The following is a 10,722-nucleotide window of genomic DNA, read 5'->3' on the forward strand; positions in this document are numbered from 1 at the left end:
GCAGCCGTGCCCCTACCGCAACCGGAACAGGCTGAGCCCCAAAGCGGAGCTGCCCAGCAGGCCCATCATTCCGAACTGGAACGGGTGCGAGGCCAGGCCACCGCCTTTCAGGAACAGGTCACGAACCACCACCAGGTAATACCGCAGGGGGTCGAGATAAGTAACGTACTGAATCCACTCGGGCATGTTGCGAATGGGGAAGGCAAAGCCGGAAAGAATCACCATGGGCATCAGGAAAAAGAACGCGGTAAGCATGGCCTGCTGCTGGGTGGAGGCGTAGCTGGAAATCAACAACCCCATGCCCAGAGTGCTCATCAAATACAGCATGGTGCCGGCAACCAGGGCCATAAAGCTTCCGCGAAACGGCACATCAAATAAGTAAACCGCCACCAGGGTGATCAATATCACGTCGAACAGGCCAATGAGCGCAACGGGAATCAGCTTGCCAACAATGAATTCCAGCTTCGCCAGCGGTGTCACCATCAAACGCTCAAGCGTGCCGTGTTCCCGCTCCCGAACTACCGTCATGGCCACCAGAATCATCGTGGCGATCAGCACCACATTGGCCATGATGCCGGGCACAAAGTAATAGCGGTCTTCCAGATTCTGGTTGAACCAGGCGCGTGTTATCAGCTCAAGAGGCGGCTGCCGATTCTGCAACAAATGATCACGCAGGGTGGCACTCAACTGCCCCATCACCAACTGGGCGCTGTTTGAATCGGAACCATCACCAATCAGCTGCAGCTGACCGGTGCCATCAAAATCCCAGGGAAACCGCAGGATTGCGCGCACGTCACTGCGCTCCAGCAAGTGCTCGGCTGCGTCCATATCACCCACATGAGTCAGGCGGAAATGCCCCGTGGCCGCCACTGCGTCGATCAACTCCCGGCTGGCTGCAATGTTCGCCTCATCCACCACCGCAACATCGGCAACCCGCACATCGAAGGTGGCGGCGTAGCCAAAAATCACCAACTGAACCAACGGTGGCACAATGATAAAAAAACGCATGCGCGGATCGCGCAGCATCTGCCGGAACTCCTTGCCCAGCAATGCCCAAAGACGAATCAGGCTCAGCCGTACCGCGTTCATAGCAACCCCAGCTTACGGGCCTTCAGGGTCACCACCCGCAGGAGCACCAGCAAAATCGCGCACAGCGACACCACTTCAACCCAGATCACCAACGGTGAAACCCCTTTGAGGAAAATCAGCTTGGACAACGCCACGTAGTAGCGGGCAGGCACAATCAACGTCAGGTATTGCAGCACCTGGGGCATATTCTCAATCGCGAAAACAAACCCGGAGAGCAGGAAGGCCGGCAGGAAAGTGGATACCAGAGACATCTGCGCCGCCAGCATCTGGGTACCGGCAATCAAAGAGAGCAGCGCCCCCTGCAACATCACCACAATCAGGAACAACGCTGAAACCAGCGTCAGCGCAATGGGCGAGCCTCGCAGAGGCACATCAAACAGATAAACCGCCGCCAGGGTCGCGACCAGAAAGTCCCCCATACCAATCACAAAGTACGGAATGAGCTTCCCCAGCAGGAACTCGTTTTTGGTGAGAGCGGTCGTCCGCAGCATCACCAGATTCGACTGCTCCATCTCCCGGGCAAAGGTAAGCGAGGTCATCAGCGCCCCAATCACCGCCATCACCACAGCAATCACGCCCGGCACGATGGCCATGCGGCTTTCCCGGGCTTCGTTGTACCAGACCCGGTCCTCTATCTCGATGGGCAGGTTCACCAGTCCTTCGGTGCGCAGATAATCATTAATGATCGCCTGTGCGTAATTCTCTGCCAGGCGGGCACTGTTGGCATCCACACCATCAAGAATAAGCTGGATCTGCCCTCGCTGATTGGCCAGGTCCTGGTCCAGGTTGCGAGGCAGCACCAGGGCTGCGGCGACCTTACCGCTCTGTATGTCCGCCTGTAGCTGTTGTCGGTTCGTGTACTCGGCAACCACCTCAAAGGCGTTGCTGCCATCGAACCGCGCGACAATGGCATTGCTCCGTGCCGTGTGTGACTCCTGCAAGACGCCCATGGGCAGATTGGTGATATCCAGGCTGAGCGCGTAAGCAAACAGGAACAACAGCATGGATGGCATCAGCAGAATCAGCATCAGTGAGCGCGAATCCCGCAGCAGGTGCCACCACTCCTTGCGGGCAATAGCCCGTACGTGTTGCAGCTTCATGCGCTTCGCTCCTGCTGGCTGGCTTCCAGAATCGCCACCACCACATCCTCGAATTCAGGGTCCACCTGCTCGAGTTTTAAAGGGGCCACACCGGATTCGTCAGCCAGTCCGCGAATCCGGGATGCCAGGGCCGTGGCATCACACCCCCCGCGCAGGCGAATGCGTAACTGCCCGGCCGATGGGATCATCTCCAATACCTCGGGCCATTGCCGCAACTCCTGCACCAGCGTCCCACCACCCTCGCTCTTCAGCGACAGGATGGGTGTGGATAGTGAACGGTGCGCCAACGCAGCCGGGTCGTCTTCGACAACAATGCGGCCAGCGTCCATCAACGCAATGCGGTCACAAAACAGCGCCTCGTTCATGTAGTGGGTGGTGACAAGAATGGCAATGCCCGAATCGGCCAGCCCGTAAATCAACTCCCAGAACTGTTGCCGGGCCATGGGGTCAACGCCGGAAGTCGGCTCATCCAGGAACAGGACCTTGGGTTCGTGCAGCAGGGCCGCTGCCAGTGCCAGGCGCCGCTGATAACCCAGTGGAAGCATACCGGCCATCCGCTCGGCCACATCCGCCAACGCCAGATGAGTGAGTGCCCACTGGATGCGCTCCCGGGACCGACCTCCCGCCAGGCCGTACAACCCGGCCTGCAGCCGAAGGTTCTCACGCACCGTCAGGTCGCCATAAAGCGCGAAACGCTGGGCCACGTAACCAATCTGGCCCCGTGCACGACGAGCGTGGCGCGCCATATCCTGGCCGGCGACCATAATGCTGCCTGCCGTGGGCGCCAGGGTGCCGCACAACATCCGTATGGCGGTGGTTTTCCCGGCGCCATTAGCCCCGAGCAGGCCAAAGACCTCACCAGGGCCAACGGTGACATCAATGCCATCAACGGCCACGAAATCGCCAAAACGGCGGGTCAGACCCCGGGCATCAATCAGGGCAGACGCTTGGCTGGATCTTTCTTCAGCTTCCACGGCCGGCCTCTTCGCTCGACGCCAATTGTCGCACCGCGGCATCGTGCAGGGTTGGCGTCAACGGCTGAACTTCCAGCCCGGAGAAGTTTGATGCCAACTGTTCACGAAAGGTCTCCAGGCGAATACCCGAGTGCAGCCAGACGTTAAGCCTCGGACCAACCGGAAAAACGAAGGCAACCCCGGGAAACTCCCGTAACGCATCGCGATACCCGCGCACGCCCTTCCCCTGAACCGACACCAGCTGGCCCTCCGTCTCAGCCACCAGGGCCAGTGGCGTGTCCTGGCGAATCACCTGGCCCTGATCCAGCATGGTGACCCGGTCACAGCGTTCCGCTTCGTCCATGTTGGCCGTGGCGTAAAGTATGGCGACTCCGTCGTTACGAACCGCCTCAAGTAAACGCCAGAAAGCCCGGCGGGAGACTGGGTCCACCCCAGTGGTGGGTTCATCCAGAAACATCACCTTGGGCTCGGTGACCAGCGCACAGGCCAACGCCAGCTTTTGCATCATGCCACCGGACAACTGGCCGGCACGCCGGTCCTCAAAACCGTTCAACCCGGTGCGGGCCAGCAGGTCACGGATTTTGGTCGCTGAGTGTTCCCGGTCCATTCCGTGCAAATCCGCAAAGAACGCCAGGTTTTCCTGCACCGAAAGATCCAGATACAAACCGAAGCCCTGGGGCATGTACGCCAGGTCGCTTCGCAGGTCCGGGTTGGTCGGGTTCAGGCCAAGTACCCTAAGCTCCCCTTCGTCGGGCTTAAGCTGCCCCACCAGCAGTTGCAGCAAGGTGCTTTTGCCGGCCCCATCAGCGCCTACCAGGGCAATGATTTCCCCGGCATTCACGTCCAGGCTGATGTCCTCAAGCACCGGGGCATCACCGTAGGCAAAACGCAGGTTGTTCACCTGAATAAGTGCGTTCATTGTTCCTCAAACACGACATCCGCTGGCATGCCCAACTTCAACACCCCTTGCGGGTCTTCCAGCTGCACCCGAACCCGATAAACCAGATCCACCCGTAATTCACGGGTTTCGACCGATTTCGGTGTGAACTCCGCTTTTGGCGAAATAAAGCTGAGTGTTCCGGAAAAAGTCTGGTCCGGCAGACCATCCACGGTGACCGTCACCGGCTGTCCCAGGCGCACATCCGGCAAGTCCGTCTCATTGATGTAAGCCCGAATCCAGGGCTGGCTCAATTTCGCCATCCGGAATACGGGCTGACCAATACCAACCACCTCCCCCGCCTCTGCCTGGCGCAGTGTGATCAGGCCATCGGCGGGGCTCTCCAAAATGGTGTATGCCAGCTGTCGTTCAGCGGTTTTCAGAGCACTTCGCCGGGCACTCAACTCCGCCCGGGCGCGGTCAATATCCTCCTGACGCGGCCCTTCCTGAAGCAACTGCAACTGCTGCTTTGCCCGGCGCAAGGTTGCCTGGGCGATGTCCAGCTTAATCCGGGTCTGGTCCCGCACTTCCCGGGAAGCCAATTGTTTTTCCGCCAGGCTGTTGATCCGCCGCATTTCTTCTTCGGCGAAACGCAACTCTGCCGTGGCCTGCTGCACGTTGGTTTCCGCCACCTGCAGTTCCTGCTTACGGGTGCCCGCCAGAAGGCTGGCCAGTGTGGCTTCGGCAACTCCCACCTCGGCCCGCGCCCGTTCAACCATTTCCTGATAATCGTCGCGGACCAGTCTGGCCACCTCCTGCCCCTTTTCGACGGCCTCGCCTTCGTCCACCAACAACTCACCAATACGCCCATTAACCTGGAACGCCAGGGTTATTTCCCGGGCTTCCACCGTGCCGGACAGGACAAGACGCTCGTCGGCATCCTGGCTACAGCCGGCAAGCAGGCTCAATAAACCGATGAGCAGAAAAGAAGGGAACGAACGAAACACTCTGGCAGAAAACATACCGGGAAACATCAGGTTATTAGTCCCTGTTGGCTTGTATTGATACAGCATAGTTTACTTCCACTTCCCTGGCGCCTGTCCATCAACGCAAAGGCTCCCGGCTGCGATCCGGCATCATCATCAGGGCAAGCACGGCAATAAAGGCTGTCAGGGCCAAATACATTGCCGGCGTGGTTAGTATCCCCGTGGTCGCGATCAGTGCAGTCGCAATCATCGGGGTAAGACCACCAAACACCCCCAGCCCAAGGTTAAAGGCAACGGAATAACCGGAGAGACGGTCACTCTCCGGGAACAGTTCCACAAAGAGCGCAGGCGCAGAGCCCAGCGGCACAGCCAGAAGCAGGAAAACCAGCGCGTGGGAGGCAATCACAGCAGTTAGCGAACCGCCGGAATCCAGCATCCAGACATGCAGAGGCCAGCCCAGGAGCGCCAGCAACAACAAAGACAGCGCAATCCAGGTTCTTCGCCTCATGTAGCGGTCACCAACCACCGCGAACAAAGGCATGGCAGGAATCACCAGTATCATCATCGCGGTATTGATCAGCAGCGCAGTGCTTCGCGCCATCAACTGCTCCGCCGCCAGCCATTCGGGCAAATACACAAAGACAAGGTAATAGCAGGTGCCATAGCTGGAGGCGAACGCCAACGCCAGCAGCGTCTCATAGCGGTTGGTGGTGAACGCCTGTAAAAGCGGGGAGGTTTCATCCCGGAGTTCGTGGTGCTGGGTGAAACGCTCGGAATTGTGCAAATTCCGGCGTACCAGAATGGCAGAAAGGCCAAGAATGGCACCACCCAGAAACGGCAGGCGCCAGGCCCAGTCATCCAGAGTCTGGGTATCGAAGGCATTGGTCACTAGCGCCGCCGCAGCCACGCCCAGTAGTGAGCCGGTCATCGAACCGATATTGGCCCAACTCCCAGTGATACCCCGCTTACCCTTGGGAGCAGTTTCAACCAGGTACGTAGCTGAAGATGAAAACTCCCCGCCTACGGAAAGCCCCTGGAACAGCCTGATCAGCACCAGCAGCACGGGAGCCAGCAGCCCCACTTGCTCATAGGAAGGCAACAGACCGAGCAACAGGGTTGGCAAGGCCATCAGAATGACTGAAATCTGCATCGTCCGGGCCCGCCCATAGCGGTCACCAAACCAGCCAAAAACAGCCGCACCAAGCGGGCGCATGATAAAACCCGCGGCAAAAATCCCGTAAGTGCCGATAAGAGCCGCCGTTGGGCTGCCAGCCGGAAAAAACACAGGCGCAATCACCCCGGCCAGATAACCGTAAACGGCGAAGTCATACCACTCCACGACGTTACCAATGAAACCCGCCATGATTCGATGACGCAGTTCCGGGGAGCGTGGCTGCTGAGTATCCTTGCTCATTGGAGTCGCCTTTTATGGGTGGCGTTGGTAAAACCAGATTCCTCAAACACAGTCTAGCGGGTTAATCTGTTTATAAATCACCCGGCAAGGATTGCACATGATTTTCGGAGTCGCCTGATGGCCAACGCATTCTCACGACTGCCCGTGGCCGTCTTAAGCCTGAACCCGGCGGTTGATATCACCTATGAAATCCCCAAGCTGATTGCGGACCAGAAAGTCCATGCCCAGGACTCCCGTTATGACCCCGGCGGTAATGGAATCAACGTTGGCCGTGGTCTCAAACGGCTCGGAGTGCAAGCATGCACGTTCTGTGTTGTCGCCGGCGAAATCGGTCGCTTCCTGCGCCATCAGCTTGAGCCGCAACTGGACCAGGTCAGTTATCAGGAAGTGGACGGCGAAACCCGGATCAACGGCACCATTCTCGAAAGCCTGACGGGAGCCCAGTTTGAGGTCAGCGGTGTTGGCCCTGCGGTGTCGACCGCACAATGGCACCACTTGCTCGACCAATTCGTGACCCATTGCGGCAAAGGGCTCGGCGTTATCACCGGCTCGTTACAGCGGGACTTACCACAGGACCTATACGCCGAAGCCGTGCGGCGGGTGCAGGCAGCCGGAGGGCGAGCGGTTGTCGACTCTCATGATGATTTGCTCAGGCATGCCGTCGAAGCCCAGCCGTTCCTGATCAAGCCAAACCGCTTCGAACTGGAAGCCTTAGCTGGAAAACCGTTAAGCAATGAACAGGAAATTGTCCGGGAAGCCCGCCGGTTGCAAGAACGGGGCGTGTCCTGGATCTGTGTTTCTTTGGGGGCCGAAGGTGCCTTGCTGGTAACGCCATCAGGCGTCTATAAAGGGGAAGCACCTTCAGTCCCCGTAAGCTCCACAGTCGGGGCCGGTGACTCAATGGTAGCTGGCATGGTGGGCCTATTGGCACAGGGCGCTTCAGAACAGGATGCACTACGTGAAGGAATTGCCTGCAGTGCCGCAACGGTAATGCAGCCAGGGACAGAGCTGTTCGATAAGGCAACGGTCGATCGGCTGCGTGGTGAAGTGCGGGTCACGCAGCTGTCGTTGTGAGACGGCCCATTTGCGGACATCAACGCCACACACCCAACTACCGAAGCTGGCTGTCCTTACTGCCTCTGCGATTGATACCCCCGGCACGGGAACCCTGCTTCTCAAGGGCTGACTGACATTCAATACACAGCCGAACACCGGGAATGGCCTTGCGGCGGGCCTCTGGAATCGGGGCGCCACATTCCTCGCATTCCGTGGCGCTCTCGCCTACCGCCAACTCACTGCGTGCGCGCTGAATCTCGTCTTCAACACTGGCGTCGATCTGCTCCTGAACCGCGCCATCACGTGACCATCCACCTGCCATAGCCCCTCCAGAGTCTGAGTGACTGAAACCACTATACTGAAGGATAGCATCCGGGTAAGACGGGCCCAATGGCGCCAGGATGTCGCTAACCCGCGCCGTCACCCAACGTATGCCCTCTGACGGTCTCGTTGTACAGGCATTGATGGGTGTGCCATTTCTCGTCAGTGCTGGCCTTGCTGCCTTCCCAACGGGGATCCTGAGGCCGTTCGTGACTGTTGATAAAGGCAGCCACATCCCAAGCTTGCTGGTCCGTCAGCGCGGCTTCCTTCTCCACGGGGCTGGCCTTCCCTAAAGGCATGTTGTATTTGATGAAGGCGGCCGCTGTGTTGATCCGGTGCATTCCAGCACCCCAGTTATAGGCTCCCGCCCCCCAAAGTGGCGGGAAAATCTGGCGTCCATCGTCCGCAAACTTCCCACTGCCGTCATTGCCATGGCAAACGGCGCATTGATCCTGGTACACCTCCTCACCACGACTCACGCTGATTTCGTTTTCCGGTTTGGGTACAGCCGCGTAGCCGCGTCCAGGCAGATTCTCGCCAATCGGAGCCCCTTTGGCCGACCAGAAAAAGAACGCCTGCATGTCCTTGAGGACCTGACTATCGGGCTCAGGCGGCCCCCCGGCCTCAGAACCGCCGGCATTCATCGAGTAGGTAAAACAACCGCGGATGCGTTCGTCCATGGTGTTGACGTGGTCATTCTTGCCCCGGTATTTGGGATAAATACCCCACGCGCCCCACATAGGAGCGGAGTTCGCCGCGAGACCGCTGGCCAGATGACAATTGCCGCAATTTTGCTTATTGCCGACAAAGCGCTTGGCTTCCGGATGTTGACGCGTATTCACGAACGCCTGCCAACCACTGCGAACACTATCACCGAAAGGCCCCTCGGGAATATCGTCGAGGCTTGGGGGCTGATGGTACCCCTCCGGGCCGGGTGCTGGAGCCTGTTCAAGCTCCACCTGTTTGGTAAGCGTCTCATCATCCTGGGCGTTCACTGAAAATGCAAAAAGCGCCAGCACCGCTGGCAGCAGCGGATTCCGGATGCCACGAAGGGGGTGTTTGATGTCCTTTGCAGTCATGGTGGCCTCTCAGTTCGGTTTATTGATCGCTTTTAGAAGGTTCAGCAGGTAACGAGGCGAACCAGGCGGTCACCGCCTGGCTATCTTCGTCACTTAGACGTTTTGCAACCGAGGCCATCAAACCGTTGGGGTCATTTTGGCGGCTGCCGGACTGCCAGGCCTTGATCTGGTTTTGAAGGTACATTGCCGGTTGCCCCGCAATCGATGGGAAAGCGGCGCCTACGCCTTGCCCCTTGAGACCATGACAGGAGGTACAAGCGGGAATACCCTGCTGCCAATCTCCGCGCTGAGCAAGCACCTTGCCCCGTTTCAGGATTTTCTGATCCACGTCCCCACCGGGTGGTGTGGTCGGGGGAGTCAGGTTCGCGAAGTATTCCGCCACGTCCTTACGCTGTTGTTCTGAAAGCGAGGAGGCGATGGGGGCCATAAGCGGATTGCTCCGAGTGCCATTGGCCAGTGCGTTGAGTTGCTGGACCATATAATCGGCATTTAACCCCGCCAGTCGCGGCCAGCCGGCGGCTGCATTTCCACCACCCTGTGCGCCGTGGCAGGAAGAACAGGGTTGCACCCCTTCACCACCCTGTAGCGCCAGTTTTTTCCCGGCTTCGTTAGCCGCACTGATGGTGGGCATCAACAGTATTAAAAATGAGAAACCAAACAGTCCGCACGTAAAACGGTAGCGACCACGCATCCGGGTACCTCCTGACCAAAAATATAACGCTGCCTTTTAGCCTAGCCCATCTTATTGAAACTGCACTAAAACGACTTGCTAATTGAACACCTCAATGTACCACTTGGGCTTCAGTAAAACGTGGCAAGACTCACACTCGTAGAAATACTGGTATGAGTCGGTAGGCATGGTTTCTGTTTTTTGGCGGCCACAGCCAGGACATGTAATAGTTGATTCCAAGACTACGTCGACCATAACCAGGCCCTCCCGAAGAAGGGCTCCGAGACCTGATTCAACATGTGGAAAGACAGCTCTGAAATACACAGCGGCATACTGTGCCCACTGAATACGCCCCGTTTCGTCTGCGATGAAATGCTGCGGGGCCTGGGAGAGTGGCTGCGAATAGCGGGTTACGATACTCATATGCCTGAGGAAGGCACTGAGGACCGGGACGTGCTTGCCATGGCCACAGCGGACAACCGCTGGCTGGTCACCCGTGACAGAGAGTTGATTCTTCACCGGAACGGCCCGCAGCATGTGCTTCTGCTCATCAGTGACCGCCAGACGGACAACATCCAGGAGCTCACCATCAAGCTCAACCTGGACTGGCTCCACGCGCCTTTCTCCCGCTGCAAACGCTGCAACACCCCCCTCCACCAAGGCCCCCTACCCGGCTCGTCGGCACCCCCGGACGCCGGCCAGCAGGGGGTATTTCACTGCCCGACGTGCCGGCAGACCTACTGGAAAGGCAGCCATGTAAAGCGAATGCGGAAAAGGCTTGAGGAATTCAACCGCTGGCGCAGAGCAGGCGCTTCAGGGACGTAACTCCACACTCAGATCGATTAGGGTTCTCTTTGGTGAGTGCCTGCCATGTATTCCAGATTTTATCGGAGGCCCTCATGGCCGACCTCTATAATTCAGCCGCCCCCAAAAAAGCAGCGAACCTCTCAATCAACAGCGATCTGCTGCGTACGATCCGGGAACTGAATATTAATTTGCCTGCCACCCTGAAACGAGCTCTGAAAGACGAGCTTTCAAAACGCGAAGCCGAGACAAGGGAGTGGCAAGCCCCCGATACAGTAGACGCCTGATAGCGTTACACTAAACGCAAATCTACAGGTGTTGATGATGAGCGCAAAGCGATACTCCGAAGAAT

General features: G+C 58.2%; 13 protein-coding genes. 3 read left to right on the forward strand and 10 right to left on the reverse strand.

Annotated elements, in window-relative coordinates:
- Window positions 1-12: 12 nt before the first annotated feature.
- The 6 genes from BY454_RS12750 to BY454_RS12775 all read right to left on the reverse strand — a co-directional run bounded on the left by BY454_RS12750 (window position 13) and on the right by BY454_RS12775 (window position 6,440).
- Window positions 13-1,089, reverse strand: coding sequence for an ABC transporter permease (locus BY454_RS12750; protein ID WP_104416917.1), 1,077 nt, complete (start codon window positions 1,087-1,089; stop codon window positions 13-15).
- The gene (locus BY454_RS12755) at window positions 1,086-2,189 is read right to left on the reverse strand and encodes an ABC transporter permease (RefSeq protein ID WP_104416918.1); all 1,104 of its coding nucleotides are present in this window, start codon (window positions 2,187-2,189) and stop codon (window positions 1,086-1,088) included. The genes BY454_RS12750 and BY454_RS12755 overlap by 4 nt, the downstream gene beginning before the upstream one ends.
- The gene (locus BY454_RS12760; protein ID WP_181049704.1) at window positions 2,186-3,163 is read right to left on the reverse strand and encodes an ABC transporter ATP-binding protein; all 978 of its coding nucleotides are present in this window, start codon (window positions 3,161-3,163) and stop codon (window positions 2,186-2,188) included. The genes BY454_RS12755 and BY454_RS12760 overlap by 4 nt, the downstream gene beginning before the upstream one ends.
- The gene (locus tag BY454_RS12765; RefSeq protein WP_104416920.1) at window positions 3,153-4,082 is read right to left on the reverse strand and encodes an ABC transporter ATP-binding protein; all 930 of its coding nucleotides are present in this window, start codon (window positions 4,080-4,082) and stop codon (window positions 3,153-3,155) included. The genes BY454_RS12760 and BY454_RS12765 overlap by 11 nt, the downstream gene beginning before the upstream one ends.
- On the reverse strand, window positions 4,079-5,008 hold the full coding sequence (locus tag BY454_RS12770) for an efflux RND transporter periplasmic adaptor subunit (protein ID WP_181049705.1): 930 nt from the start codon (window positions 5,006-5,008) through the stop codon (window positions 4,079-4,081). The genes BY454_RS12765 and BY454_RS12770 overlap by 4 nt, the downstream gene beginning before the upstream one ends.
- Before the next feature lie 136 nt (window positions 5,009-5,144).
- On the reverse strand, window positions 5,145-6,440 hold the full coding sequence (locus BY454_RS12775) for an MFS transporter (RefSeq protein WP_258075652.1): 1,296 nt from the start codon (window positions 6,438-6,440) through the stop codon (window positions 5,145-5,147).
- 117 nt (window positions 6,441-6,557) lie between these two features.
- On the opposite strand from BY454_RS12775, the gene BY454_RS12780 reads away from it, so the two are divergent.
- Window positions 6,558-7,514 carry a 1-phosphofructokinase family hexose kinase gene (locus BY454_RS12780; RefSeq protein WP_104416922.1) on the forward strand — a complete coding sequence of 319 codons (957 nt, stop codon included), beginning with the start codon at window positions 6,558-6,560 and terminating at the stop codon, window positions 7,512-7,514.
- Window positions 7,515-7,551: 37 nt separating this feature from the next.
- On the opposite strand, the gene BY454_RS12785 is transcribed toward BY454_RS12780, so the two are convergent.
- The 4 genes from BY454_RS12785 to BY454_RS17140 all read right to left on the reverse strand — a co-directional run bounded on the left by BY454_RS12785 (window position 7,552) and on the right by BY454_RS17140 (window position 9,821).
- Complete coding sequence (locus tag BY454_RS12785; RefSeq protein WP_104416923.1) at window positions 7,552-7,818, reverse strand: DksA/TraR family C4-type zinc finger protein; 267 nt, start codon at window positions 7,816-7,818, stop codon at window positions 7,552-7,554.
- Between the two features lie 85 nt (window positions 7,819-7,903).
- Window positions 7,904-8,896, reverse strand: coding sequence for a c-type cytochrome (locus tag BY454_RS12790; RefSeq protein WP_104416924.1), 993 nt, complete (start codon window positions 8,894-8,896; stop codon window positions 7,904-7,906).
- Between the two features lie 19 nt (window positions 8,897-8,915).
- Window positions 8,916-9,587 (reverse strand): c-type cytochrome, encoded by a 672-nt coding sequence (locus BY454_RS12795; protein ID WP_219820634.1) that lies wholly within the window; start codon window positions 9,585-9,587, stop codon window positions 8,916-8,918.
- 78 nt (window positions 9,588-9,665) lie between these two features.
- On the reverse strand, window positions 9,666-9,821 hold the full coding sequence (locus BY454_RS17140) for a GDCCVxC domain-containing (seleno)protein (protein WP_308471505.1): 156 nt from the start codon (window positions 9,819-9,821) through the stop codon (window positions 9,666-9,668).
- Window positions 9,822-9,863: 42 nt separating this feature from the next.
- Between BY454_RS17140 and BY454_RS12800 the strand changes: the two genes are divergently transcribed.
- Together BY454_RS12800 and BY454_RS12805 are read left to right on the forward strand one after the other, a co-directional pair.
- The gene (locus BY454_RS12800) at window positions 9,864-10,391 is read left to right on the forward strand and encodes a DUF5615 family PIN-like protein (RefSeq protein WP_104416925.1); all 528 of its coding nucleotides are present in this window, start codon (window positions 9,864-9,866) and stop codon (window positions 10,389-10,391) included.
- Window positions 10,392-10,465: 74 nt separating this feature from the next.
- Window positions 10,466-10,657, forward strand: coding sequence for a type II toxin-antitoxin system CcdA family antitoxin (locus BY454_RS12805; RefSeq protein ID WP_104416926.1), 192 nt, complete (start codon window positions 10,466-10,468; stop codon window positions 10,655-10,657).
- Window positions 10,658-10,722: the final 65 nt, after the last annotated feature.

Origin of the sequence: Marinobacter persicus, from assembly GCF_002934325.1 — a bacterium.
GTDB classification, from domain to species: domain Bacteria; phylum Pseudomonadota; class Gammaproteobacteria; order Pseudomonadales; family Oleiphilaceae; genus Marinobacter; species Marinobacter persicus_A.

Bases quoted from the DNA above. Each gene is read 5' to 3' on its own strand.
- BY454_RS12750 (WP_104416917.1), bottom strand. From the start codon at position 1,089: ATGAACGCGGTACGGCTGAGCCTGATTCGTCTTTGGGCATTGCTGGGC.
- BY454_RS12755 (WP_104416918.1), bottom strand. From the start codon at position 2,189: ATGAAGCTGCAACACGTACGGGCTATTGCCCGCAAGGAGTGGTGGCAC.
- BY454_RS12765 (WP_104416920.1), bottom strand. From the start codon at position 4,082: ATGAACGCACTTATTCAGGTGAACAACCTGCGTTTTGCCTACGGTGAT.
- BY454_RS12775 (WP_258075652.1), bottom strand. From the start codon at position 6,440: ATGAGCAAGGATACTCAGCAGCCACGCTCCCCGGAACTGCGTCATCGA.
- BY454_RS12780 (WP_104416922.1), top strand. From the start codon at position 6,558: ATGGCCAACGCATTCTCACGACTGCCCGTGGCCGTCTTAAGCCTGAAC.
- BY454_RS12785 (WP_104416923.1), bottom strand. From the start codon at position 7,818: ATGGCAGGTGGATGGTCACGTGATGGCGCGGTTCAGGAGCAGATCGAC.
- BY454_RS12790 (WP_104416924.1), bottom strand. From the start codon at position 8,896: ATGACTGCAAAGGACATCAAACACCCCCTTCGTGGCATCCGGAATCCG.
- BY454_RS12795 (WP_219820634.1), bottom strand. From the start codon at position 9,587: ATGCGTGGTCGCTACCGTTTTACGTGCGGACTGTTTGGTTTCTCATTT.
- BY454_RS17140 (WP_308471505.1), bottom strand. From the start codon at position 9,821: ATGGTCGACGTAGTCTTGGAATCAACTATTACATGTCCTGGCTGTGGC.
- BY454_RS12800 (WP_104416925.1), top strand. From the start codon at position 9,864: ATGTGGAAAGACAGCTCTGAAATACACAGCGGCATACTGTGCCCACTG.
- BY454_RS12805 (WP_104416926.1), top strand. From the start codon at position 10,466: ATGGCCGACCTCTATAATTCAGCCGCCCCCAAAAAAGCAGCGAACCTC.